Here is a 26,551-nt window from a genome sequence, read left to right on the forward strand (position 1 = left end):
GCTATAGAAGCTTGGTAAATACCGAAACACCGAAACTGATCGCTGGCACTAGAGCGTCGGGCGATTAATGTGCAACGCATCCGGCCTGGCGGAAATAGTTCCAGCACTCTTGCGGTGTGAATAGGTCGCAGACTTTTCCGACGGCTTTCCAGAGATCGTCGTAAGTCCTTGCTTTCATTTTCCGCAAGAGTGCCTTGAGCTTCGAAAAGGCCATTTCAATCGGATTGTTGTCTGGCGAATATCGCGGCAGGAAGAGTATCCATGCCTTCCTTTCGGCGATGGCCGCCGCTGCTCGGGGGCTTTTGTGGACGTTGAGGTTATCCCAGATCACCACGTCGCCTGGTTCAAGCGTCGGTGCGAGTTGAGTTCGCACGTAGGTGTCGAACTTGTCTCCATCCATGGCCCCATCGACGACAAAGGGTGCCGTGATGGCATCGCAGCGCAGACCGGCGATAAAGGTTTGGGTGTGCCATTTGCCGAAAGGCGCATCCGCCTGCAGGCGCTTGCCCTTGATGCTCCGGCCACGCAGTGGTGTCATGTTGGTCTTGACCGAAGTCTCATCTACGAAGACGAGACGTCCGGGGCTCTGCTGCATAGCGGGTTGGCGACGTTTGCGCCACTCATCGCGCTCCCGGCGCACGTCGGCGCGTTCGCGTTCCGATGCCAGCAGTGTTTTTTTTAAAGGTGAAGCCCACCCGGCAAAGAAGCTTTGACAGGTTCGAAGGATCAGCTTTCACACCATGATGCTCTTCCAGCCAAATCGCCAGATCGGGCATGGTTATATCCGGTTGCGCCTCTACCTTGGCGATAATGGCATCCTGGAAAGGGCCCAATTTGCCGCCGCCGCTGGGCCGACCGCGCCGGGACGGCTCGACCGAGCCCGTTCGATCCGCCCGCTGCTTAAGCCGAACAGCCGTGGCGGGCGAGACTTTGAAAGCAGCAGCGGCTCCCCGACGCGTTTCGCCTTGCGTGATCGCATCAACAATCCGCTGGCGAAGGTCCGAAGAATAGGCGCGAGACATGGCAAGTCCTCCTGCCATGTTGAATCATAAAATCGAAGCCAAGGGAATCTGGAGGGTTATTTGAGGTCGCATGGGACAGCGCGGCGGGTTCGGGCGGCCTCATGTAAGCCGGATTGAACTAAGACGCGGGTTGTTGGACGCTGCTATGGGGAATTGAGAAGCGGCCCTATGTCGGCGGAGCCGGAACCATGCCGTCCCGATTGCTCCAAGGGTGTCGCTGATCCTGAGAATGGACATTCGGGAGCGTTTTGCCGGAGACCTTGCAACCTGTGGGCCAAATGTACCGGGATCTGAAGCGGTTCGATCTTGCGGGGGTCGAGCGATATCGATCGCCGGCACAGCGCTGGACGAGTGGGAATATGCTGTGATGGTTGCGGTTGTCTGACATCATGAAGTATCGCACCAGAAGGATGATGGCCGAGGCGGTGGTACAGGGGCAACGGTGACGCCAGTTCGACGCATGGGGCGCTGACAATCGGGGCATTCGAAGGAATGGGCCTGCTGAGATTTTGTCGAATGGGATCGCTCGCCTGTCGGTGATGGTTGGCCGAGGAGGCTTCTGCAGAGAGCGATACGATCGCGCCGATGACAATTGGCGAGGAAGCCAAAGTGGCGCATGCGGTGGAAGCCATCCGGAAGCACATGAAGGAGAAAGCGCCGGATGAACTCGTGGGGATGAAGCCACATAATCTTCTCACGGTCGCGACCGTCTCCACGATAATCCTTCCATCTGAAGGCGACATGGTCGTCATCGACATGGACGATGCGGCTGTTTGCGATGGCAACACGATGGGTGTAGCGGCCAAGATAGGCAAGTACCTGATCTGGACCGCCGAATGGGGGCTTTGAGTAGACCACCCATTCGATGCTGCGAGCGCGGGCAAGATGGCGGGCGAATGTCTTGCTATCGTTGAGATGAGCGAGTTCGTTGAAGAATTGGAGTTCGTTTTTGGCAAAGGCTTCAGCGAGAGCTGTCAGGAAGCGTCGGCGAAACAGACGTGACAGCACGCGCACGGGTAGAAAGAAGCCCGATCGGCAATTGATCCACCTTGTTCTGTCTGGTGAGAGGCCTCCGCCCGGTACGACACAATGGACATGGGGATGGTGGGTCATGGCCTGGCCCCAGGTGTGGAGCACAGCGGTTACACCGATCTCTGCGCCCAGCCACTTGGGGTTAGCTGCGATGGTCTGCAGGGTCTCGGCCGAGATCCGCATCAATAATGCATAGACGACCGCCTTGTTCTGGAAGGCGATCTCAGCGACACCACGTGGCATCGTAAAGACCACATGGAAATAGGGGACCGGCAAGAGATCGGCGATGCGAGCATCGACCCATTCCTTGCGAGCAGCTCCCTGACACTTTGGGCAATGACGATTGCGGCAGGAGTTATAGGAGATGCGGGTTTTGCCGCACTTATCGCAGGCATTGACGTGACCGCCAAGCCTGGGTGTCCGGCAGGCTTCTATCGCTCCCATGACACGTCGTTCGCCGCGGCCAAGATGACCGGCGTTCTCGCGTCTGTAAGGGCCACCATGCCACCGAAAGATGTCGGCGACTTCGAAGGCGGGACGCAACCTGCTACGCTTCCGGCGGGGTCACCTCCAATCGCAAACGGTCAAGGGGACTGGCGGTCGACCTGATGGTGTCGGTGGACACCTGTGCATAATGCGCAGTGCTGGATAGATAGGCATGGCCAAGCAAGACCTGGATGATCCGGATATCGGTGCCATTCTCCAGAAGGTGCGTTGCAAAGGAATGCCGCAACGTATGGACGGTGACCCGCTTTGAAAGGCCAGTAGCGGCAACCGCTGAACGACAGGCGGCGTTCAAAACGGTCGGTTCGATCGGCCTGTCGGCATCGCGCCCTGGAAAAAGGAACCCGGTGGGTCGCGATAGACGCCAATAACTGCGTAAAATGCCCAGCAGCTCGTTTGACAGCATGACGTATCGGGCTTTGGCGCCTTTGCCATGACGAACATGGATCACCATCCGGGAACTGTCGATATCCTCGATCTTCAGACCACAGACCTCGCCGACCCTGAGGCCAGCGGCATAAGCTGTGGTCAGCGCTACACGCGCCTTGAGACTGGAGACGGCCTCAAGAAATTGGGCCACCTCGTCCGCCGACAGAACAACGGGGATCTTGCGGGGTTTGCGCGCGTATGGAATCCGCTCAGGGACATCGTCTTGGGCCAAGGTAATGCCATAGAAAAATCGGAGAGCACACACGATCTGATTTAACGATGCCCACGATATCCCCGTCGAGACAAGGTGAACCTGGAACGTGCGAATGTCGTCGAGATTAAGCCGATCAGGTGATCGGGAGAAATAGCGGCTGAACTTCCGGACTGCACTGATGTAGGATCTTTGGGTCGCCGGGGACAAATTGCGGATCGTCATGTCCTCAATCATCCGGCGGCGAAGAGGGCTTATCTCAGCCATCGGGGCCTCCTGTCTGAAGGGTGGGTTGCAACACAACCATCCTCTCAGTCAGGGCGCTCTCGTCAAAGCCCGCCGCAAATCGCCGCGATCAGCGGCTTAGTTCAATCGTCAGATTCACAGAAACCGCCCGACGCTCTAGTTGGCTAGAGTTTGGTTCGGGTGTGCAGTTCGTTGTGCGCCTACAAGGGCGAACTTGGCTAATGCTGGCCGTGGGACGACGGCGGCCTCAGGGAGCCCGAGCCCTCATCCGGCGGAGGCGTGAAACCAAACGCCAGAGCGTATCGCCAGCGCCAAAAGTGTGGAATAGACAACAAGTGCGATTGCCATGGCAGCGTATAATCCTTGTAGCGAGCCTGAAATCTCTACCGCAAGCCATCCGCCAACTCCTGCAACGGCCAGCCGGAGCAATCCGCAACACATAGGCCAACGCAGCTGGCCTGCCCCTTGGGAAGCAAAGTAAAGAGCCATGCCCATCCCGGAGAACCCGTAGACGGGCCCGATCACCTGCAGGTAGCTGACGCCTGTATCGATAGCTCCGGCAGCATGGCTGAACAGACTAATCCATTCATGAGGAAATATCGCCGCGATGATACCAATCGTTTCCGTAATTGCAAACGATAGAGCAGCGCCCGTTAACGCAATCTTGATGGCTCGATCGCACTGACCGGCGCCGATATTGGTCCCTATCAACGCAACCATCGGCGCGCCGATCCCGAATATTACGGGCATGAGAAGGTATTCAAGCCGTGCAGCGGTACCGAAGCCTGCGACTGCCTGCACGCTTGAATGAGCAGCCACAATCGCCATTGCCACGCCTATCGTGACATTCGTGAGCACAGAGTTGACAGATGAAACGGCGCCCAGCCGCGCTATGTCTCGCAAGTGATCAAAGCGCAAGGCATCACGTCCGAAAACAACGGCATTCCGGCCTGACAAAATATACCATCCGAGAATAGCGGCGCCACAAAAGTTGTAGAGCACCAACGCCAATCCTCCACCGGCAACCCCCATGGCGGGGACTGGCCCGAAGCCAAAAATGAGGACCGGCGACACAAAAACAAGCACAATCGCACCGCCGCAGGTGACGATACCCGGTACAAGCACGTTGCCCGTACCACGCACGATACTAGCTAGGCCATTCATCAGCCAAACCAATGCCATCCCGCTGAAAACAACATTGGAATAGATGAGAGCAGCCTCGATCTCACTGCCACCGCCGCCCAGCGCCCGATAAATACGCCGTCCGAATGTCAGCATGATCGCTGTAAATATGAAGCCAAGAATGACGTTCATAATGACGGCGTGGGTCGCAAGTTGATTTGCGTCCGCGTTTCGACCTCCGCCGAGCGCTCGTGCAATCCCTGACGAAATTGCTCCGCCGAATGCACCGGCAGACATCATCTGCATCAGCATGACTGCAGGGAACACGAGCGCCATTCCGGCGAGCACATCGGTACCTAGATGGGATAGCCACCAAGTCTCTATGAGCCCAGTTGACGCCTGTACCAGCATGATAAGAACGTTTGGCCAGGCTAGGCGAACAAGCATGGGCAGGATCGGATCTGTTAGCATGCGCCGGATGCGTGGATTCATAGGCGGCGGTTGGGCAATGGCGTCCGTTGCCGTTGTCATCGGGTTCCCTTGTCCCTACGCGTTAATCTCTAAATCTATCCATGGATGGCACCCTCATCTTAGTGCCCATTCAAGCCCAAGTCACGCTCATCGGATCAGCGTCCTTGAAACGTTTTCAAGGTTAGGACGCATCTGAGCTTTGAGCCGTTCGGAAATCAAAGCTGACACGCTATGACCCTGGAATCAATATGTGAGTTAGCTCTTAATGGTGCGAAATCCCGTGTTACTTTTATCTCTGGTCGTGCACAACACCCATGATATCGCCAGTCCGCGATACGCTCACAAGCAGGTTGTCGCCGCCGCGGGTTGCCTTGACTAGATAACGTTCGCCGACATCCTGAACATTCCTCACTCGGTAGCCGCGACCTTCAAGCAAGGTGATGACGTCATCCGGTCCAAAGCTAGACTGTTGCCCGGACGAGCGGTTCCGATTGTCATGATGGCGGTTCCACGAGTTTAGAAAGTTGGATTCGGTGTTCCCGTCGACCGAGTAGGGATCTGAGGGCTCGCCATCGTATATTACGACCTGCGAGAAGGCTGGTACGGCGGCGATAGCGGTTAGAGCAGCGGCCGCGGTGAACGCGATGACATAACGTGTCATGAATTTTCCCTTTGACTAAAACGCTCTACCCGGTCCTATTTTGCGACCAAGTTAGATCAATGTTTGGAGGCGATGCGAAGCTCAATGACATTATGCGCCTTGCTACTGTCGCAGTGTGTCGTTTGTTGTTACAAAATGTTGGAGCCACTTTTACGGATCAAACTGCGGCAGTACGGCAGTGGTCCCCTTGTCGACTGTCGTTCGAATCACGAGGACAGGAAGTGGGAATTGCGGTGGCGCACATGCGTGGCAACGTGCACCTGCTATATAGTGTTCTTACGGTGAATTGGTATTGAACATAGAGCTGTCGCTGGAACTGAGTGTTCCATAAATGTCCTTTACGCTTTGACATCCGTTGATTCACCCTAAAATTCGACGCATAATGGGTTCGAAGTTCAAGATTCGCTTAGGCGAAGAACTTCCGCCGTCCTAAATGGGCCTAGCATTCCAAGCCTGACGCCTGGCCAATCTGGCACAAGCGGTTGCTTGTCGCGCAGACATTTATTTCTCACTTACGGTGCCTCAGTCAGCCTAGCAAACTAGCTTCTGAGGTCCTCTCGCCATCGAATATTCGATTGCAGTAATCGCTCAAAAGCCTCGGCGCATCGGCCGGTCCACGGAAGGCAATGTGACCGTCCGGCCGGATGAGGATCAGCGCCGGTTTACCTGAAACACCATAAACGGCATGCGTCACGTCATCGAGATCGGAGAGGCTGACGATCCTTTCCGAAGCAGGCGTGGCGGCCCCGAGCACCAATCTTGGCCGGACCCAGGTCCACTTCTCCACCGCGGCGATGGCAGTTTCCAGAGCGCCGAGCATCTCGGCCTTTCTCCCGTCGAAGGCCAAAAGCGTCCAGCCCCAGCTGATGCCGTCGGGATTGTAGATCTGCGCGAACAGCGTGGTCGATGACCCCTGCGCCGTGATCAGTTCGCTGTCGGGTGCGCGGTCTCCAGCTTGCGGTCCGTGGCGGTGCAGGATGTCGCCAAGGCCGCGGAGATGATCTTCGCTTAACGGGCTTTCGGGATAGGAAACCGAGAGCTGCTGCAGGTCGTCGCTGCCCTGGAGCAGGGTCCCAATGCTCGGCAGGAGCCTGGCTGCAACGTCGATTGCTGCATCCTTCAACCGGCCACGGTAGACACTGTTGTGGAAGCCTTTCGTCTGGCGCTCATCTAGCCCGCGATGTTCGCCTCCGCGCTCCGCGTCATAGGACCCGAGCAGCGTCGGTGAGGTTTTTGCGTGGAGCACTGTGGCGAGCCTCCAAGCGAGACCAACAGCATCGTGCAAACCAGCGTTCATGCCTTGTCCGCCGATCGGCAGCGTCCGATGACCCGCATCACCCGCAAGGAAGACCCTGCCCTTCGCGTAGTGTGCGGCCACACCGTGCTGAAAACGGCTGTGCGTCAACCAGATCGGATCGCTGAGCGTCAATGTCTCGTCCTCTGTCACCTCGCGCGCAATCGCCTGCATTTCCTCAAGCGTTGGATCGCGATCGGGAATGCCGGTGTCGTCGGCCAGGAAGAACAGACGATGATAGCCACCCCAGACCGGCAGCACGCCGCAGAAACCTTTCGGGTAGTAGAAGAACCAAAGCTGGTTGAAATCCGTTGACCGACGCCAGGAGAGTTTTGCATCAACCTGCCGGTTCATGCAGTCCGGCAACTGCTCCGACTCGAAATCGAGACCAAGGATGCTTCTGACCATGCTGTCCCCGCCATCCGCGCCGATCAGATAACGGCATCGCAGGGTTTCGACGGGACCGTGGCTTTGTGGGTCCTCAGGGGTATCGCCCAAGCTTTCGTTCTCGTCAGGCGAGACGCCGATGGTGACCGTGACGCCTTCTGCATCCTGGACGAAGGTGAGAAGCTTCCGGCCACGCTCCACACTTCGTCCCCGCGCTTCGATCTGCTCCGTCAGCGTCGTCTCGATGACATCCTGACCGCTGTAGAGCACCTTGCCGTAAGGGCTGTCGACATCGGCAATCTCAACTGGGTCGACAGGCCGCCCGTTGATCAAGGTGCTGACGCTGGTGATGGCGTAGGCCTTCTCCGCAATCGCATCGCGAATACCGATGCTGGCCAGTAGCTCCTGCGGCCGCGCCCAGAGGTTGTTGGCCCGAGAATAGGGTTTCGGCGTCTGGCGCTGCTCGATGATGCGGAAGTTGACTCCGTGATGTGCAAGCGCGCAGGCGAGTACAAGGCCGACAGGGCCGCCGCCAGCAATAAGGACATCGGTGTCGAAGGCGTTCTGGGTAGGTCCGGTCATTGTTGATCCTTCGGGACAATTTGGGCGGTGTTTGCGGAAGAGGCAGATCGTGCAAGTTCCTCGGCGATGAGATCCTTCATCTCGCTGAGAACAGCGAGCGCGCTCGCCAGCCGCTCGGATCCGATCCGCTCGATGAAGCGCTGGTCGACAGGCGCAGCAGCGTCCTCGGCTGCGTCCAATGCGGCCCGGCCATGGGTGGTCAATGTGACAAGCTTGGCGCGCTGGTGATGGGGGTTTGGTTCGAGAGCGATGTACTCATGCGCTGCCAATAGATCCACGACCCGCTGCACGCCCTGTCGGGTTAGGCCCATGTTGCGGGCGATCTGGGCGACCGTGAGCGGCACCAGGGAATAGCCGAGTGCGCCCAGCACCTGCCACCATGCGGCGGTTAGTCCGGCGGGCCGAACCAACTTGTTGCCGAGGTCTGTCAGGTATCCGTTCGTCTCGAACACGGTAATGACAAGGTTGCGAACGAGGGGGAAGCTGGGATCTCTCTTCATGCCGTCGTAACTGGATCATGACAGCATGTTGTCAATACTCAGGTTCGGGAAAATGACTTTAAGCACTGATGCAGCCAGATGACTCGAAGCTTCGACCAAACGCTGTTAGGACCACGCGAGTTTCGCAACACTTCGTCTGGCACCCCACTTTAAGTCGAACTCCGCATAGAAGACCGTTGACATGGTACTGTTGAGGCTGCCGCGGATTCCTACAGTAGAATGCAGATTCAGCGGGGAGGGAATTTTCATCTCCGTCAGTGGGGCCGACATGTTAGACGGATCGTCAAAAGCATGTCCATCGGACAGCAGCTCGGTCGGTGCCAAGGGTAAATTCGACCGCGAAGCGGCGTTACAGATCATCTGCGTTGGGGCGTTTGCGGGGGGCATAGAAGCGCTCAGCATCTTCTTTGAAGCGATGCCTACCGAAAGTGATTGTGCATTTGTTGTCGTGCTCCACCTCGACCCTGACCCTGACCGTGAGAGCGAGATGGCGCATGTTCTCAGCGTCCATACAGCTATGAGCGTCGTCCAGATCGCCGACGGCATGCCCATCGTTGGAAACCAGGTCTTCGTCATTGCTACAGACACAGATGTCGAAGTTCGTGACGGCATTCTTCGCGTATCGAAACCTGGCAAACCCCGCGGCCTGCGCCACCCTGTTGATGTTCTGTTCAGATCGCTCGCCCGCGAGCAACAGGAGAGGTCGATAGCGATCGTCCTGTCGGGAACGGGAAGCAACGGCACGGACGGCCTGAAAGACATTCGGGCTGAAGGTGGCATGAGCATCGCCCAGCTCCCGGAGACCGCGAAGTGTCCAACGACCCGAAATTCGTCGACAAGCTGCGAGACGTTGTCGGCCTCTATGTTGATCCGCCAGCCCACGCCGTCGTGTTGTCGGTCGATGAGAAAAGCCAAATCCAGGCGCTCGACCGCACCCAGCCGGGCCTGCCGATGAAGAAGGGTCGGCTCGGCACCATGACCCACGACTACAAGCGGCACGGCACAACCACGCTGTTTGCCGCCCTCAACGTGCTCGACGGCACCGTCATCGGCCGCAACATGCAGCGTCATCGTCATCAGGAGTTCATCCGCTTCCTCAACGCCATTAACGCCCAGGTGCCGGACGACAAGGCCGTCCACGTCATCCTCGACAACTATGCTGCCCACAAGCATCCCAAGGTGAGAGCCTGGCTCGACCGTCACGAGCGTTTCACCTTCCACTTCACTCCGACTTCAAGCTCATGGCTCAACGCGGTGGAGGGTTTCTTCGCCAGGCTGTCGAAGCGGCGTCTGAAACGCGGCGTTTTCCATTCCGTCGTCGATCTCCAGGCCGCCATCAACCGTTTCCTCGTTGAGCACAACAAAAAGCCAAAGCCCTTCACTTGGACCGCCGATCCCGACAAAATCATCGCCGCCGTTAAACGCGGGCACCAAGCGTTAGATTCCATCCACTAGGTTGCAAATATGTATTTCTCTACTTAACACTTAACTCCTTGCTAGACTAAACTACCCCTGTTTATTATCGATCCTAGAGATATTCTTGGCGGGATCGCTTGGGGGTTTTCGTTTTGCTCTCGCCGTCTACCGGGGTCGAGGCATGGCATGTTCCAACTACTTATGTCCCTAGATGACCATCAAATCGAGCTTGTCTTAGGCGCCGTCAGAATATGGTGCACGAAGAGAGGTGTTGAAATCGAAAGTGACGATGGCCGTCGCGCGGTTGCGAGTGCCGTTGATTGTATCCTGTCGACCGGAACACACAATTTTTCGACCGTGGTACAGGCTCGTCTCGACGACGTCAGTGTATTGACCCGACAATGACCGATGGAAAAAAACGCGAAGTAAAGACGAAGGAAGAGAAACGACTTCTTGCAGAAGAGGCCACTCGGTTTGCATTGGATGACACCGAAAAGCGCCGACAGGCAAGGGTGGAGAAGACAAATCGACTGCGGGCAATGCGGTTAGCCGCAAAAGATCAATGACTAAAAACACCAAGCTTTTAGTCATTGCCGCCGTGACGTTTGTTTTCGCGTTTTGGGCCGCTGTGGCAGTTGGAGTCCATTGGGCTTACTCGTGGGCACCGGCCCACAGAAGCGCTGATGTCGTCAGTCCTGTTGCAACAGTTCCGACAGCGACGTAGATGCCTCTGAAGTCCTGATCATTGGATCGTGCCCCTGGACGTGGTGTAGGTCGCGGCTGATTGCCGTGCTTTCCGACTGAGGTCGGAGGGGATATCAGCGAGCCACTGCTGGCAAACTGATTTGGGGATCATCGCTCATTTGGGCCATGGTCTCAAGGGTCATGTACCGGGCGCGCTGCACGGCCCATTCATCGTTCTGTTCGAGCAGCAGCGCCCCGACAAGACGGACGATTGCCTCGTCGTTGGGAAAGATACCGACCACATCAGTGCGGCGCTTGATTTCGCCGTTGAGACGCTCGATCGGATTGGTCGAGTGTAGCTTTGCCCGGTGCTCTCTCGGGAAGGTCATGTAGGCCAGAACATCGTCTTCGGCATCGTCCATGATGGTGGCAAGTTTTGGCACTTTCGGCCTGATCTGGTCGGCGACACTACGCCATTGAGCGCTGGCCGCCTCCGGTGTTTCCTGGGCAAAGGCCGTTGCGATGAAGGCGGAGACGACCCGCCGACCGCTCTTTCCGGCATGCGCCAAGACGTTCCGCATAAAGTGAACCCGGCACCTCTGCCAGGTGGCATTGAGAACCTTGGTCACGGCCGCTTTGAGACCTTCATGGGCATCGGAGATGACAAGCTTGACGCCGCGCAATCCTCGGCGTTTCAACTTGCGCAGAAATTCCGTCCAGATCGGTTCGGCTTCTGACGTGCCAACCTCCATACCCAGGACCTCGCGCCGGCCATCACTGTTGACGCCGACGGCGATGATGACAGCGACAGAGACAACCCGTCCGCCGCGTCGGACTTTGAGGTAGGTCGCATCGACCCATAGATATGGCCAGTCGCCTTCGATCGGTCTGTCGAGGAACGCTTTCACCTTAACGTCGATTTCTTCGCAGAGACGGCTCACCTGGCTTTTGGATATGCCACTCATCCCCATGGCCTTGACCAGGTCGTCAACTGAACGGGTCGAGATGCCCTGGATATAAGCTTCCTGGATGACCGCCGTCAGAGCCTTCTCTGCCATGCGGCGGGGTTCGAGGAAGCTCGGAAAGTAGCTGCCCTTGCGCAGCTTCGGAATGCGAAGCTCCACGGTCCCAGCTCGGGTTTCCCAATCACGGTCACGGTAGCCGTTGCGCTGAGCAAGCCGCAACGGGTTCTTGTCGCCGAAATCGGCACCTGTGGCTGAGCCGACCTCCAGCTCCATGAGCCGCTCGGCGGCAAAACCGATCATCTCACGCAATAAATCTGCATCCGCGCTCTTCTCAACAAGCGAGCGCACGTCCATCATGTCTTTGGTCATCGGTGATCTTTCCGTCAGGTTGGTCTTCAACAACCCGACCCTAACGGAAAACACTGGTGGCCGCCCGCAAAGCCGATCACCCGCTACAGCGCTATGGAAGCGCGCGGGCACTCGCCTTTGCTACCCTCCACAACCTACACCACCCGGCGGGACACGATCGATCATTGTTGGTTCCTGGGCATATCTGAAGCAATGAGAACGATCCGCAGCATACTTTTTATGGCGTTCGTCGCAGCCATTTGGGTGAGTAGCCTAACGATAGCAGGTCTTTGGATCGCGCGCCTCCTCGACCAGTGACCAGCTTAGAAGAGATATGGCACGCATAGGGAATATTTGCCCGTATACAAGAACACCGCGATAAGTTTCATCGTTAGACAACCATGGAGAGATTTGATTGATTAGACTCACGCTATCGATGTCGATAGCGATGGGGGGGACATGAAAAAGATTGTATTGGCGCTGCTTTTAACGGTTGCGTCGTCGACGAGCGCATTTGCTGGGAACTGCCAGCATCACAATGACAAGGCCAGCGACGGATCCACCTGCGGAAATCGTTCGGCCGATGACAAGGCCGGCGGCAACTGATTAATCTCGACGGGGCGGCGCTAAAAACGCCGCCCCAGTTTTGAAACGATGACGCGCATGCCGTCCTCATCATGGACCAGGCGGGATGGCACATGTCCAACAACCTTGTCGTGCCTGCCAACATCTCGATTTTGCCATTGCCGGCGAAGTCGCCCGAGCTTAACCCGGTTGGGAACCTCTGGCTCTTCATGCGCGAGAACTGGCTGTCGAACCAAATCATACGACGACATTGTCGCTCACTGCTTCGATGCTTGGCGAAAGCTCGAAACCCAGCCGTGGCGCATAATGTCAATTGGGCGCAGAGAATGGGCAAATGGGTTCTAGTCAGTGAGGATGCGTATAACCCCCATTCCCGGTCCGATAGGTCTTGTCTTCGGAACTGCATTAGCAGTCGTCGCAGCACAAATCGCTATTGGCCGCAGGTCTGTATGGCTTCCTGGCTTTTTGAATGATCGCAGGCTCTCCTCAAAAGTTCTAGAACTCGTTGTCAGATACGCGGCACCCCACGTATTCCGGATAGAGCGTCTGGTGCAAACGGATCGTCTGAAACCCTTAACAGGTCCGTTTGCACAGACGTTGATTGGCTCACCAGTTTTGGTCATGGCAGTCGCAATCGCTCTACCAATTCCGCTCGGTAACTTCCTGCCAGTCATATCGCTGGTGGTTCTCGCGATAGGTCTTATGGAAAAGGATGGGCTGATCACTCTGGTCGGTATCGTCCTCAGTATCATAGCAGCTGCAGTTACAGGTGTCCTGCTCTACGGCGCAGTATCGGTCCTGGGCGGCGTAGCAAATTAGATATTGGCGAAAGGCACAATGATTGTGAAACGAAACGTTACCTATTGCGATGTGATCTTTGTTGGTGAGTTCACCGAGCCAGCGTCGGATCGACGCATAATTATGCCGTGTCGATTACTGCATAGTCCCTCAAGTTAAGCATGGGAGGATTTAAACATTGGTCACTTCTCAGTGGAAATCAACAAATAGTTGAAAACACAAGATTGTCGCCGAGGTCAACAGTGCAATTAGCACCATTGGTGCAGGGCAAGAAGGTCACTAGCCTACCTCTGATTCTGGAATGGCGATGAACCGATTTCGGCCGGACGATTTGGCGGAGTACAACGCGGTGTCCGCCTTTCCCAAGATTACTGACGCTTCCTTGGGGAACTGGTGGCCTACGCTCGCTGCACCGATGCTTGCAGTCACCGTCAAGAATTCTGAACGCGGGTGCGGCAAGCCAAGACTTTCGATTGCTTTGCGTATGCTCTCGGCAACGGTAGCGGCACCCTCGGCCGATGTATTTGGAAGAACTACGGAGAACTCCTCGCCTCCATATCGCGCTGCGAGATCGCCGGGTCGTCTGACACTTACACTGATGGCCTCGGCAACCAGTTGGAGACAGTGGTCCCCGGCAGGATGACCAAATTGGTCGTTGAAGGCTTTGAAGCGATCGACATCGATCATCAATATAGACAACGGCAGTCGCTCGCGGTTGGCTCTACCGACCTCTTCCACCAGGACCTCATCGAAACGTCGGCGGTTTGCGAGGCCAGTCAGCGCATCGGTCGTGGCTAAGCGGGCAAGTTCCCAATTGGCGCTCTCCAGGTCGTCCTCCATGGCCTTGCGCTCTGAGATGTCCCGCATCGTAAACACAAAGCCGCTTTCATCGGCCATCCTTTTGCCACCGACCTCCACCCAGATAATGCTGCCATCCATTCGTCTGACTCGGTATCTAGCTTTCACGGTTCCGCCAGTTTCGGCCAACACACGATACATGGTGTTGAGCTGTTCCACGTCCGTGCTCACGGCCAACGCTCCGGCCTGTGTGCCGACTAGCTCCTCAGGCTCGTAGCCGAGTATTTCTCTGCTGGCTCCCGACACAAACGTAGTTTTGCCCGTGTTATCTACAGCGCTGATCATGTCCGCAGTGTTGTCCGCAACGAGCCTGAATCTCTTTTCGCCGTCAATTATCCTGGACTGTGCCTCATTGCGCAACTCAACATGCCGAGCACTTTCCTGCAAGGTAACGGCCAACCTCTTGAACTCAGGTGCTTGCCAAGCCGCCACAAACTCGTGCTGATCATTGCTACTTTGCCCGATCCCTTCCGCGAATTGGGTGAGCTGTGCTATGGGTCGCACCTGAAGCTGATAGGCTAGCAAAGCTGCGAATATCAGCGCGCTTACAAATGCGGTCACAGAAAGGCCGATTGCCCATTTCGCTCGCTCAGTTGCGCTCATGAACGCTTCTTTCTCGGGAAGGCCTATCGCCAAAGTAAACGTTTTACCTTGCGCGGCCGTTATCGGCGCGTAGCCGAAGAACTTCCTAACATTGTCGAAGCCAACGCTGTCAAGAGTCCCGCCTGTCGGTGTCTCCGAAATAGCTTTAATGAGGGGATGGCCGGTAAACTGTTCGCCGAAAGCAAACACGTCCGGGTAACGCGCCAGGACGCGATTTTCGCTAATGTCTATCAGCGCTACGGAGTGATGCTTTGGACCGGATACCAGTTCGGCCAGCGTTTGAAATCCGGCAAGATCAAGCGAACCGAACACCACACGAGGAATATCATTTTGCGTATTATGCAATCTCATTGCAACAGCAACTACAGGACGCTTACTGACTGGGCCAATCATGAAATCACCGACGATCAGATTACCCGGCGGAGAGGCTGCCGCTTTGGTTGAGAGCTTTTGGTCGCCAAATTTTGCAGCATCGTGAATGCGGCTGTGACAAAGGATATTGCCGTCGGCGCCTACAACCCCCACGGTAGTGAATACCTCGGATGTCTTCACTACCTCGCTCAGAACGGCGTCGCATGCCGCCCGATCCGAGGTCTTGAGCTGTGGGACGGCTGCCAATGTAGCAAGTACTGTAGCAGCATCAGCAAAACTACGGGAAAACCGCGCCGCGCCTATCTGCGCATCGTAAGAGACAGTCTCACGCGCATCCTTGTCGGCCTCGCCATAGGAATAAAAAACCCCAATTCCAATCAATGCTGCAAACGGAAAGATTGCTACTGCAATCAGCAACATCATCCTCGAACTTACACCAAGTCGCTCAATTGAATTCATTACCATTTTCTATTCTGGTTTTCTTGTTTTCTACCAGAGAGGATTGTCGACTGCCAGCAGCTCGGTCTCTTCCAAGCTCTCCTATAAGCAAACTATTGCTCTCGATTCTGACAATCTACACAGCGTGCCCGGGGGGCCGTTCGCCGATTTCCTACTTCAGAACTCCTCCCAGCTTTCGGCTTTGGCGGCGGTGTTGAGGCCAAATGCTTTTGCGACCTGGCCTACCATGCGCCTTGCCGGGGAGGCGACAGGCTTCTGCCCTGCGTGGATCGGGGTTGGAGCATGGCTGGTGATTCTGCTTTTGGTGCTTGTCGTGGATGGAGCGCTACGTCCGAGCTGGAACTGACTGATCAGCTGGCGAAGCTTGTCGGACTCGTCTGCTAGCGAGACGCTGGCCGCCGTGGCTTCCTCGACCATCGCCGCGTTTTGCTGGGTAACCTGGTCCATCTGGTTGACGGCCGTATTGACTTCGGCAAGTCCGATCGACTGTTCCCGCGAGGAGGTCGCGATCGCGTCGAGTTGGGTGTTGATCGAAATGACCTGGCCTTCGATGATCTTGAGGGCCTCGCCTGTTGCGGTCACCAGTTTGACGCCGCTTTCCACTTCGGTCGCCGAATTGCGGATCAGGCCCTTGATTTCCTTTGCTGCCTGCGCCGAGCGTTGAGCCAGTTCACGCACTTCCTGCGCGACAACGGCAAAACCCTTGCCGGCCTCGCCGGCACGTGCCGCCTCGACGCCTGCATTCAGGGCCAGGAGGTTTGTCTGGAAGGCAATTTCGTCGATGACGCCGATGATGTTCGAGATCTGGGTGGAGGATTGCTCGATCCGCTGCATGGCATCGACAGCATTGGAGACGACCTCGCCGGATTGACGGGCTGACTGATTGGCCTCGATTGCCACCGAGCGAGCTTCTTCGGCACGCTTGGAGGAATTGGCGACGTTGGTGGTGATCTGGTCGAGCGCCGCGGCAGTTTCTTCAAGGGCCGCAGCCTGCTGCTCGGTCCGCTTGGAAAGGTCGTTGGCGCTCTGGCTCAGTTCGCGGGAGCCGCTGTCGATTGAGCCGGTTGCCTGGCTCACAGACGAAAGTGTCTCGCGAAGGCGTTCGACGGTGTTGTTGAAGTCCGACCGCAGGCCTTCGAAGGCAGCCGCAAACGGTTCGTTGAGCTGGAAGGTGAGGTCGCCGCTGGAGAGATGCTGCAAGCCTTCGCCAAGACCGGACGTAGCCTGAGCCATCTCGCTCGTCCGCTTCTGGTCTGCCTCTGCAGTGCGCGCACGTTCGGCTTCGCTTGTATTGCGGACGGTGGCTGCTTCCTGCTCCATCTGGAGGCTGCGCAGGCCGTTGTCCTTGAAGACCTGAACGGCCTTTGCCATCGTTCCAACTTCGTCACGGCGCTCGGTACCGGCAACGTTTGCAGACAGGTCGCCGCCGGCGAGCGTGCCCATAGTTTCAGCCAGGCCCCGGATCGGCGTCACCAGCCACGAACGGATTGCAAAGAAGCCAATTGCAAGGACAACCAGAAGTCCGCCGACAACCCCGACGATGGTAAGAACTGCTGTGTTATTGGAGGATACGGTGAGGCCGTCACTGCTTTGGCTGCTGATAGCAGAGATGGAGTCGACCATTTTCGTAAATCGTGGCGCCAAAGTTGCGAAACCTGGCTGGCATTCGTTCAGAAATACCCCTTGGCTCGCCGTGATGTCTTCTGCCGTCGTTGATTTCTTGGCGAGAGTAATCGTGTTGCTGCAAGCGTTATCGATCAACGCCAGGCTATCCGCCTTTAGCGAAGGGGCGTCCGCGTAGGAGGGAAGGGCCGCAATGGCCAGATCCATATACTTGATGAAATTGTCATGTTGCGTCTGGAATTCTTTTGTTGCCGTATTATTGGTCTCATCCGATCGCGCTATCAATAGGTCGCCGATGGCGGCGCGTGAGCCCTGCAGGGCTCGATTTGCGCGAGCGGAATACATCGCAGCAATTGTCTCGTGATCTAGAAGATCACTGTAAGCAGTATCGGTTGCTTTAATCTGGAAAGCGGCATAAGCGGCGACGCCAATCGCAAATAGCCCAAACAAGGCCATGATGGACAGGAATTTACCTATAATCGGGATGTTCTGCATGGTGAAGGCCCATCATCTGCGCAGTGAGGAATGTAATAATCTTGGTAAACGTTACATGACTTGAATGAAGAATAGGTTTATTTGAATTGCCAATAGGATAATCCAATACATTCCAGCCTGACGCCGTCTTTCGAGATCGAGGCCAACATTGGAAGGTCTGGTACTAGACTAAATGTTCGCACACGGACTGGGTGACCCGTCTCACAATATGCAGTTATCGGGGGTTGCGTACGTCAAGTCGGCTTGCAACGCTGCGGCGCAGAACACTCAGTTCGCACCGATCGCAACCGCACCGGCGAAACGCGGAGATGACTGCACGCTTGGCTATGCCTGTCTGCACCGGCCAATCATATGGCGCGACAAGACGAATGAACATCGCCTGGCTTACCTTCTGAGGCCGCTCGTACCTGAGGTATTCGGCTATTGCCCCGGGCAACGCAGGCAGTCTATGAAATGCGTCTTTGGGCAAGCGATCATGACTGTTCTGTTCCGCCAATCGATGTCCTCAATGCGCAGTTTGACCACATCCGCACAGCGAGGGCCAAGATCGGTGACGCGTCTGGCAATGGCATAGACTCATCGACCAAATAGCAGATCCGCATGGAACGACGCCAAAAGCGCGTAAATCTGGGCTGTTGGCAAACTCTCGGGTAGCGACGCCAGGCGCCACTGCGCAGCGGAATGGCCCGCGGAAGTTTACTGACCTCGTCGCCGCGCATCTGTCGTTACTTCTGATAGCCGCCTATCGAACTACCCTTGACGGGCTGCCCCGGCGCCCCAATCGCGGATTTCACGCAAGACGAACCGCCTAACGTCTCTACTTCAGGTTGTTTCATTCTTTGGCTAGTCAGCTGGATCGTTGTGTCAAGCCAGGCTAAGCCGTGCGATGCGTCAATCAGCACGGATCCACAACTCATGAATATCTCCAAGAGAGAACTAACGATTAGTGGCGTAAGGCAAGATGATCAGAAGACCGCGTGCACCTCATTTCGCTTCAAGTGGACTTGCGAAATTTCGAGGTAAGCCTGTACGCCGTCCGCTGGTAGAGGCCGGCTGAAGAAATACCCTTGACCGTATTCGCAGCCAATTAAGGTCAACCTATCCATGAGGTCAATTGTTTCCACGCCCTCGACAACGGTCTCTAGCCCTAAACTGTGACACAACTCTATTATGCTTGCGACGATCGAAGCGTTTTTGGGAGAGCTTAGCATCGTCGTGGCAAACGAACGATCAATCTTGATTTTATCAAACTGGATTTCGCGCAAATGCCCAAGGCTGGAGTAACCAGTTCCAAAATCGTCAAGAGCAATCTTCATGCCCAGCTTCTTGAGTGAGGAAACGTTCGCGAGGGCGGCATCCATGTCAGAAATCAGCGCACTTTCAGTAATTTCGATCTCAATTCGTTCCGCTGCAAAATTAGCTGTGTCGAGGAGAGTTGTCAGCTTTTCAGGAAGCTCAGGATCAGCAAACTGTAAAGGCGATATGTTCACCGCCATTTTTAGATGTAATGGCCACCTTTTAGCATCGACGCAAGTCTGCCGCAAAATCGAGAACGTCATTGCCTCCATCAAGCCTGTCTTTTCTACCACACTGATGAAACTTTCGGGTGGCGTTATAGTACCATCTTTACGATACCAGCGAGCAAGCACCTCAAAGCCGGTCACCAAGCCGGTGTGCAGTGACATCAGCGGCTGGTAATGCGGTCGTATGTCACCGTCAGCGATGGCCTCGCGCAAATCCTGAACTAGTGCGGCGCTGCCCCGGATGTCGTCGTCCATGCTTTGATTAAATCGATGAGCTCTACCGCTCCCGGTACGTTTTCCAAAATACATTGCTGTATCAGCTGCGTGAAGAATTGCTTCAGCATCTTTGCCGTCCGCTGGTGATGATGAAATGCCAATAGTTGCAGTCAAATTGAACTGTCGGTTATTAGTTAGAAGCGGCTGTTTCATTGTTTCTAGAAAGGTGGTCGCAAGCTCGTCGGAATTGGATAACGATTGACTAGTGGATGGAATCTAACGCTTGGTGCCCGCGTTTAACGGCGGCGATGATTTTGTCGGGATCGGCGGTCCAAGTGAAGGGCTTTGGCTTTTTGTTGTGCTCAACGAGGAAACGGTTGATGGCGGCCTGGAGATCGACGACGGAATGGAAAACGCCGCGTTTCAGACGCCGCTTCGACAGCCTGGCGAAGAAACCCTCCACCGCGTTGAGCCATGAGCTTGAAGTCGGAGTGAAGTGGAAGGTGAAACGCTCGTGACGGTCGAGCCAGGCTCTCACCTTGGGATGCTTGTGGGCAGCATAGTTGTCGAGGATGACGTGGACGGCCTTGTCGTCCGGCACCTGGGCGTTAATGGCGTTGAGGAAGCGGATGAACTCCTGATGACGATGACGCTGCATGTTGCGACCGATGACGGTGCCGTCGAGCACGTTGAGGGCGGCAAACAGCGTGGTTGTGCCGTGCCGCTTGTAGTCGTGGGTCATGGTGCCGAGCCGACCCTTCTTCATCGGCAGGCCCGGCTGGGTGCGGTCGAGCGCCTGGATTTGGCTTTTCTCATCGACCGACAACACGACGGCGTGGGCTGGCGGATCAACATAGAGGCCGACAACGTCTCGCAGCTTGTCGACGAATTTCGGGTCGTTGGACAATTTGAACTGCCGCCACCGATGAGGTGCGAGGCCATGCGCTTTCCAGATACGCCTGACTGCGCTGGCGCTGATGCCGGCGGCCGTCGCCATCATGTCGGCCGTCCAGTGCGTCGTCTCGCCCGGCGGATCAGCCAGCGTCAGGGCCACCACACGCTCGGCGACATCGGGTCCGAGCCGCACAATACGCGACGGCCGCGTCTTGTCGCGCAGGAGACCCTCGACGCCTTCTGTGGCGAAGCGCTCTTGCCAGCGCCATACGCAGGTCTTCGATTTGCCGGTCTGGCGCATAATCTCGACAGTCCCGACGCCATCGGCACTCAGCAGGATGATCTCGGCCCGCCAGACGTGCTTTTGGGGCGCATTGCGATCCCTGGTCAAGGCCATTAGGCGTTGGTGATCTGTTGGCGAAACGGTGAACGATATTCCTGTGCGCATGCGCCAGACTCGCATGCCAACCCAGCAAATGGAATCCCATACGGGACTCTTATGTCAGGCGGTAACCACTAGGATCTAAAATGACGCCGAATTCATCGCCCCCAATTCTAGAAATGGAAATACCTGGAAGAAGCAGCGCTCGTAGCTTTTCGGACAAGGCAATCAAAACAGCGTCGCCGGTCGCGTGCCCATAAAGATCATTGATAGGTTTGAAGTCGTCAAGATCTACAATCAAAACGGAAAATTCAAACGCCTTACGGTGAGAAAGCTTCGCGAGTTCCTCAGAAAAAGCGCGGCGATTTGGCAGGCCGGTGAGGCTGTCCGTTCTTGCCAGATCCTCTGCGTGCCACCGTGCTTGGTTCAGTTGTTCGTACGACAAAGAAAGTCGACTTTCTAGCCATAGCAACAACCCCGTGGGCGCCAAGACCGCAAGAGCTGCGAAAAGGGTGGTCGTCCAAATAAAACGCCATCTCTCTTCATCTTCGAATTGCTCATGATACGAAACGCCGATAGCCTCTGATATTATCTTCTCGAAGCCATATTCCCATAGTACTGAGAGACAAAAGACGGATAGGACGGTCAGAACCAAAGAAATGACAACGAGCTTTTTGTTCATCGGACCGCCTGGAATGTCTGGAACGAGAATGCGGCCTGAAACGCCGGCATTCTGCGATTTCAATGCCATGCTCAGGAATTGCCAGCCGCGAACGCCCTATAGGCCGCAGCACAGATGCCAAGAGCTGAGGACCTGCGTCATGCAATCAGATTGCGTATCCATCTGATGTCCTGACCACCAATTATAGAGAATATTGTTTAAGCGGCCGATAACACCAACCTGCTTGCCAAGACATCATTGATTGACCAGTCCGATCGCCAAGACAATGCCGGCGGCCTAAATCTGATGGTTCTACAAGTTCGGTAAATCAGCTTTGCGCCGCGAAGTCCGATCCACCAAACACTTAGCTCATTTGAGCTCGGTGCCAGTTCAGATGTTGTCAAGGCGCAACAAGCTAAGCCGCCTTTCGTCGTTCAATCGCTTGACGTGTCTCCTGGACATGCCGCACAGGTGGCGCCCTAAATTGCCGAAGATATTCACGGCTGAATTGCGAGGCGCTCTCGTATCCGACCGCGAACGCGGCATTAGACGCACGATGGCCGCCCGCCAGCAACAGTTGGCGCGCTTCCTGCAACCGGAGATGCTTTTGATACTGGAGAGGACTGAAACCGGTTATCGCCAGAAAATGGCGATGCAGGCTTGCACGGCTCATGCCGCTGGCATCGCAAAGGGCATCGATGCGGAGCTGCGTGTCGGGGTAATCCCTGATCCACGTTACGGCGCGCCGGACGCGTTCCAATGCACCTTCAGGGCGAGCGATCTGACGCAGCAATTGTCCCCGTGGACCTTGTAGCGACCGGTAAAGCAGCATGCTAGCGGTAAACGAATGGCCTTGAGGTCAAAAATTGAATTTTTCGCAACTCGAGGCTCTGTTTAACAAACTTTAAATGAACTGATCAATGATATTTCGGAAGCCCGGTCGCAAGGTCGGCCTTTGTCATTGCGCTTTAGGTTCTCTTGAGCCCCCATATCGGAAAAATAGCATTTCCAGCTTTTCGTGGTGTGCTGATGCCTCCAAAAAATACTATTTTATAAGCTTTTAGAACAATGGGCGATTGAGTAGCTTTGCCACCCATGAAAAACGCACACTTCGACATTCTCAAGCAACCAATCTCGCTCGTGGTTGATGATGAGCCTATAATCCTGATGTACACGGCCGACCTCCTCTCCAAGGAAGGCTATGCAGTCGTTGAGGCAAGGACGGCGGATCATGCCTTTCAAATCTTGGAGAATCATTCCTCTTTCAAACTGCTGTTCACCGACGTGCAAATGCCGGGCGAGCTGGACGGGTTCCAGTTGGCTCGGCCAGTAAATGAGCGCTGGCCGCACATCTGCGTCGTCGTGGCATCTGGAGTGGCCAGCCCAGCGCCAGGCGATATCCCAGACAATGCTAGCTTTATCCCCAAGCCATTTTCATCTGCGCTTGTCCATCGCGTACAGCGAGATCATCGTAATGGCCCATACTTACGGGACTGACGGCTGCATCGATCAACGGTCCATCCTCAATGTTGTTTGCCTGCAGTCGATCGTGCCTAAGCATGTGCGCTTGCAAACGTTCAGCTAATCGTCTCTCTGCACCATGACATTTGTTGACACAGTCAAATGTTGCTGTCAGATGACGACATGGCACAACGTCAATCTCGCAATGTTTCGCTGACCCCTGAATTGGAGGGTTTCATCAACGACAGCCTGGCAACAGGCGACTACGCCAATGCTAGCGAGGTTGTCCGCGCTGCTTTGTGCAGCTTGCGCGCCGCAGGCGCTGTGGCACCATCTCCGATTGGAAAACCGTGGCTGATCGACGGTGGTGAGTGCGGCGAACTTATACGTTCCAAAGACTGGAGCAAAAGTCTCGCCGGCTCCATCGATGGATGGAGCGCCGCGATGCGGACGACGGTTGCCAACATCGTAAATTCGCCGGTTGCCAAGGTTCTGATGTGGGGTCCGCACCATGTCATGATCTACAACGATACCTATCGCGAAATTGCCGGCGAGCGCCATCCGATGGCACTGGGAACCCCTGTTTCCGCGGCATTCCCGGAAGTCTGGGATTGGAATCGCCCCATCCTTGAAGCCGGTTTGCGAGGCGAAACGGTGTCCCATCGGGACCAGCCGATCGTTTTCAACCGGGCTCATGGGCCAGAAACCCTCTACCTCGATCTCTTCTACACGCCGGTCTATGACGGCGATGGCGATGTCGGTGGCGTGATGTGCACTATCGTTGACACCAGCGCCCGCGTGTTGGCTGAAGCTCGGCTTGCCGACCGCGAAGCAGAATTGCGCAGGGTGACAGATGCCGTACCGATGCTGATCTCCTATGTTGATCGGGATCACGTCTATCGCTTTGCCAATGGCGCCTATCGAGACTGGTTCGGCGCTGAACCAGAGACCATGATCGGTCACCATGTGCGCGATGTCATCGGCCAGATTGCTTATGAAGAACGCAGGGAATCTATTGTGCGGGCTCTCGCCGGGGAAGCGATTGTTTCTGAAACTGAGCTACCGCACAGCGATGGTGGCGTGCGCCAAGTAGAGGTTCGCTATGTGCCACATATCGAGCCAGATGGTTCAGTCCCGGGCGTGCATATTCTCGGCATTGATGTTCAGGAGCGTGCTCAGCGTGAAGCGGCCTTGGCCGCCAGCAATGGCCGGTTTCGCACCGCCATGGATGCGGTGCATGGCGTTTTGTGGACCAATAGCGCCGACGGCCGAATGATCGGTGAACAGCATGGCTGGGCGACATTGACCGGCCAAACGCCGGAAGAATATCAAGGCTATGGCTGGTCTAGCGCCGTGCATCCAGGTGACGTTGCCGCCACGGTCGAAGCCTGGCAGGCGGCTGTCGCAGCCAAAAGCATGTTCGTTCATGAGCACCGGGTGATGCGTCACGATGGTGCCTGGCGGGAATATGCTATCCGAGGCCTGCCCATTCTGGATACGGCTGGCGAAATCATCGAGTGGGTCGGCGTGCATACCGACATCACCCACCAGCGTGCAGCAGAAGCCGCCTTGCGCGAGCAGGCCGAAGCACTTGCGCGTCAGGTGCGTCATCGTGAGCGAGCCGAAGCACAGCTGCGCCACGTCAATGAAAATCTAGAGGCCAGGGTCATTGCCGAAATTGACGAGCGGCGTCAGGCCGAAGCAAAGCTCGCCCAGTCGCAGAAGATGGAGACCGTCGGCAAACTGACCGGCGGCGTCGCCCACGACTTTAACAATCTGCTTCAGGTCGTCTCGGGTAATCTGCAACTGCTTGTCAAGGATATTGCCGGTAATCAGCGTGCCGAAACGCGGGTTGCGAATGCGATGGCTGGCGTTTCGCGCGGCTCGAAGCTGGCCAGCCAGTTGCTCGCCTTCGGGCGGCGCCAGGCGCTTGAGCCGAAGGTCGTCAATGTCAGCCGGTTCGTGCGCGGCATGGACGACATGCTGCGCCGGGCGATAGGCGAGGCGATAGAGGTGGAAACCGTCGTCACCGGCGGTCTCTGGAATACATTCATCGATTCCGCACAGGTCGAGAATGCTTTGCTAAATCTTGCGATCAACGCTCGCGATGCCATGAACGGACGAGGCAAGCTGACGATCGAGCTGGCCAACGCCCATCTCGACGATGCCTATGCGCTTTCCCACGAGGAAGTAACGCCCGGCCAATATGTCATGCTTGCGGTGAGCGACACCGGTTCCGGCATGTCGCCCGATATCATTGAAAAGGTCTTTGAACCGTTCTTCTCGACCAAGGCCGAGGGCAAGGGTTCCGGGCTTGGGCTGTCGATGGTCTACGGTTTCGTCAAGCAGTCGGGTGGTCACGTCAAAATCTATTCCGAGGTTGGCGAGGGGACGACGATCAAACTCTACCTGCCGCGTGCCCTGCAGTCCGAAGACGTCGAGGTCGCCATCGATACCGGTCCGATCTCAGGCGGTACGGAAACGGTTCTTGTGGTCGAGGACGACGATGCGGTCCGTGAGACGGTCGTCGCGATGCTTTCTGACTTGGGTTACTGCGTCTTGAAATCGGTCGATGCATCGAGTGCTCTCAACGTGATCGAAAGCGGCATTCCCATCGACATTCTGTTTACCGACGTCGTTATGCCCGGAACGCTGAAAAGCCCGGAGCTGGCTCGCAAGGCCCGCGCGCGGCTGCCCAACATCGCCGTGCTGTTCACGTCGGGTTATACCGAGAACTCGATCGTTCACGGCGGCAAGCTCGATGCTGGCGTCGACCTGCTGTCAAAACCTTATACGCGTGAGGCGCTTGCGCGAAAATTCCGGTCGTTGCTGGGAAATGACAAGCAAAGGGCTGTGTCAGCGGGAGCAGAGACGCAACCAACCACGCAAACACAGACCGCCCAGGTCGTCAACAAGGCTTCGCCGCTGGTGACTTCACAGCTGACGGTTCTGCTGGTCGAGGATGACGCGTTGATCCGCATGAACACCTCGGAGATTTTGCAGGATGCCGGCTACATCGTCGTTGAAGCCGGCAGTGCTGAAGAAGCGATGGCCGCGCTCGAAACTGTGCCGTTCGATGTGCTCGTCACCGATGTCAATCTGCCGGGTGCCTCCGGTCTTGAATTGGCCGACCGCGCTCGAAATCTGCGCCCTTCAGCGGCCATCGTGTTTGCGACGGGCGACACCTCCAGCGTCAAAAATGAAGTTGAATCGGGTGTTCTGGGAAAACCATACGATGCTGAGGCGTTGATTGCTGTTATAGGGGCTAAATGGTCCGCGGTTTCGAGGTCGAGGAGCGAAGCTGATTCGCCAGAACCTTCGATAGTCTCCGCTGACCAGACCGACGCGTGATGGACGTCCGGAAGAAGGACAAGGCACGAATTTGACCGACATCCCTGAGATCCACGCCAACGCCGAATGAAAGCCGCGCTACGAGGAATGGAAGAAGCAATCAGGGAACTGATGGTGAAATCCGTGAGCTTTACGCGTTGATGCAACCAACTCACCCCATCTTTAACGCACGTCTCGCCTCATGTGGTACGCTACGTGGGATCTATGAGAGTTTGTTTTTGAGCAGCCCTTAAAGTGCCGTTATCGATCGGACCAGCATGAAGGCCAGTTCTATAAATCGTCTTTACGCGCCAACTCAATGATATTGCTCGGAAAACGTCTCACAGCGTGAGTGGTCAAGGGTGCAGATCGTATCAAGGCGTCGGAGCCCGGAAATGGCCGTACGCGGAAATCATT

Annotated in this window: 17 protein-coding genes and 4 pseudogenes; 7 read left to right on the plus strand and 14 right to left on the minus strand. The window is 56.2% G+C overall.

The genetic code is table 11. The features are described from left to right. Positions 1-64: 64 nt before the first annotated feature. The 7 genes from J5289_RS19405 to J5289_RS19435 all read right to left on the minus strand — a co-directional run bounded on the left by J5289_RS19405 (position 65) and on the right by J5289_RS19435 (position 8,461). Positions 65-1,022 (minus strand): IS630 family transposase gene (locus J5289_RS19405; RefSeq protein WP_209207353.1). Its coding sequence is split into 2 segments (ribosomal slippage): positions 65-679 and positions 681-1,022, totalling 957 coding nucleotides; the frame shifts between segments, so codons are not numbered across the junction. 387 nt (positions 1,023-1,409) lie between these two features. Further along, a complete protein-coding gene (locus J5289_RS19410) occupies positions 1,410-2,597 on the minus strand; it encodes an IS91 family transposase (protein ID WP_219276612.1) in 1,188 nt (395 codons plus the stop codon). Positions 2,598-2,601: 4 nt separating this feature from the next. Next, a complete protein-coding gene (locus tag J5289_RS19415; protein ID WP_111220930.1) occupies positions 2,602-3,465 on the minus strand; it encodes a site-specific integrase in 864 nt (287 codons plus the stop codon). 243 nt (positions 3,466-3,708) lie between these two features. Continuing rightward, on the minus strand, positions 3,709-5,097 hold the full coding sequence (locus tag J5289_RS19420; protein ID WP_247749920.1) for an MATE family efflux transporter: 1,389 nt from the start codon (positions 5,095-5,097) through the stop codon (positions 3,709-3,711). Between the two features lie 229 nt (positions 5,098-5,326). Continuing rightward, complete coding sequence (locus tag J5289_RS19425) at positions 5,327-5,698, minus strand: hypothetical protein (protein ID WP_209186927.1); 372 nt, start codon at positions 5,696-5,698, stop codon at positions 5,327-5,329. Positions 5,699-6,224: 526 nt separating this feature from the next. Next, positions 6,225-7,961: an FAD-dependent monooxygenase gene (locus J5289_RS19430; protein WP_209186928.1), complete on the minus strand. Its 1,737-nt coding sequence runs from the start codon at positions 7,959-7,961 to the stop codon at positions 6,225-6,227. After that, complete coding sequence (locus tag J5289_RS19435; RefSeq protein WP_209186929.1) at positions 7,958-8,461, minus strand: MarR family winged helix-turn-helix transcriptional regulator; 504 nt, start codon at positions 8,459-8,461, stop codon at positions 7,958-7,960. Before J5289_RS19435 ends, J5289_RS19430 begins: the two co-directional genes overlap by 4 nt. A 415-nt stretch (positions 8,462-8,876) precedes the next feature. Here J5289_RS19435 and J5289_RS29910 point away from each other — a divergent pair. Further along, positions 8,877-9,221 (plus strand): annotated as a pseudogene (locus J5289_RS29910) (chemotaxis protein CheB); the annotation flags it as partial. Between the two features lie 47 nt (positions 9,222-9,268). Next, positions 9,269-9,916: pseudogene (locus J5289_RS19445) on the plus strand (IS630 family transposase); the annotation flags it as partial. 779 nt (positions 9,917-10,695) lie between these two features. Here J5289_RS19445 and J5289_RS19450 read toward each other — a convergent pair. Further along, a complete protein-coding gene (locus J5289_RS19450) occupies positions 10,696-11,895 on the minus strand; it encodes an IS256 family transposase (RefSeq protein ID WP_209207809.1) in 1,200 nt (399 codons plus the stop codon). Positions 11,896-12,333: 438 nt separating this feature from the next. Between J5289_RS19450 and J5289_RS19455 the strand changes: the two genes are divergently transcribed. The 3 genes and pseudogenes from J5289_RS19455 (at position 12,334) to J5289_RS19465 (ending at position 13,278) form a co-directional block, all read left to right on the plus strand. Continuing rightward, the gene (locus J5289_RS19455; RefSeq protein ID WP_209186931.1) at positions 12,334-12,480 is read left to right on the plus strand and encodes a transmembrane anchored protein; all 147 of its coding nucleotides are present in this window, start codon (positions 12,334-12,336) and stop codon (positions 12,478-12,480) included. Between the two features lie 53 nt (positions 12,481-12,533). Further along, positions 12,534-12,804 (plus strand): annotated as a pseudogene (locus J5289_RS29350) (transposase); the annotation flags it as partial. Positions 12,805-12,813: 9 nt separating this feature from the next. After that, the gene (locus J5289_RS19465; RefSeq protein WP_209186933.1) at positions 12,814-13,278 is read left to right on the plus strand and encodes an exopolysaccharide biosynthesis protein; all 465 of its coding nucleotides are present in this window, start codon (positions 12,814-12,816) and stop codon (positions 13,276-13,278) included. Between the two features lie 258 nt (positions 13,279-13,536). Here the strand turns inward: J5289_RS19465 and J5289_RS19470 are convergent, their stop codons facing one another. The 6 genes and pseudogenes from J5289_RS19470 to J5289_RS19495 form a co-directional block, all read right to left on the minus strand. Then, complete coding sequence (locus tag J5289_RS19470; RefSeq protein ID WP_209186934.1) at positions 13,537-15,549, minus strand: diguanylate cyclase; 2,013 nt, start codon at positions 15,547-15,549, stop codon at positions 13,537-13,539. Positions 15,550-15,705: 156 nt separating this feature from the next. After that, positions 15,706-17,667 carry a methyl-accepting chemotaxis protein gene (locus J5289_RS19475; protein ID WP_209186935.1) on the minus strand — a complete coding sequence of 654 codons (1,962 nt, stop codon included), beginning with the start codon at positions 17,665-17,667 and terminating at the stop codon, positions 15,706-15,708. A gap of 965 nt (positions 17,668-18,632) precedes the next feature. After that, the gene (locus J5289_RS19480; protein WP_209207801.1) at positions 18,633-19,619 is read right to left on the minus strand and encodes a bifunctional diguanylate cyclase/phosphodiesterase; all 987 of its coding nucleotides are present in this window, start codon (positions 19,617-19,619) and stop codon (positions 18,633-18,635) included. A gap of 49 nt (positions 19,620-19,668) precedes the next feature. Further along, complete coding sequence (locus tag J5289_RS19485; protein ID WP_111223089.1) at positions 19,669-20,748, minus strand: IS630 family transposase; 1,080 nt, start codon at positions 20,746-20,748, stop codon at positions 19,669-19,671. A gap of 49 nt (positions 20,749-20,797) precedes the next feature. Then, on the minus strand, positions 20,798-21,433 hold the full coding sequence (locus J5289_RS19490; RefSeq protein ID WP_209207556.1) for a diguanylate cyclase domain-containing protein: 636 nt from the start codon (positions 21,431-21,433) through the stop codon (positions 20,798-20,800). Between the two features lie 325 nt (positions 21,434-21,758). Further along, positions 21,759-22,172 (minus strand): annotated as a pseudogene (locus J5289_RS19495) (helix-turn-helix domain-containing protein); the annotation flags it as partial. A gap of 266 nt (positions 22,173-22,438) precedes the next feature. Here J5289_RS19495 and J5289_RS19500 point away from each other — a divergent pair. Next, the gene (locus J5289_RS19500) at positions 22,439-22,840 is read left to right on the plus strand and encodes a response regulator (RefSeq protein WP_209185869.1); all 402 of its coding nucleotides are present in this window, start codon (positions 22,439-22,441) and stop codon (positions 22,838-22,840) included. Between the two features lie 147 nt (positions 22,841-22,987). After that, positions 22,988-26,155: a PAS domain-containing protein gene (locus J5289_RS19505; protein ID WP_209185870.1), complete on the plus strand. Its 3,168-nt coding sequence runs from the start codon at positions 22,988-22,990 to the stop codon at positions 26,153-26,155. Positions 26,156-26,551: the final 396 nt, after the last annotated feature.

The sequence above is a fragment of the Rhizobium sp. B230/85 genome (assembly GCF_019355735.1).
In the GTDB taxonomy this organism is placed as follows: domain Bacteria; phylum Pseudomonadota; class Alphaproteobacteria; order Rhizobiales; family Rhizobiaceae; genus Rhizobium; species Rhizobium rhododendri.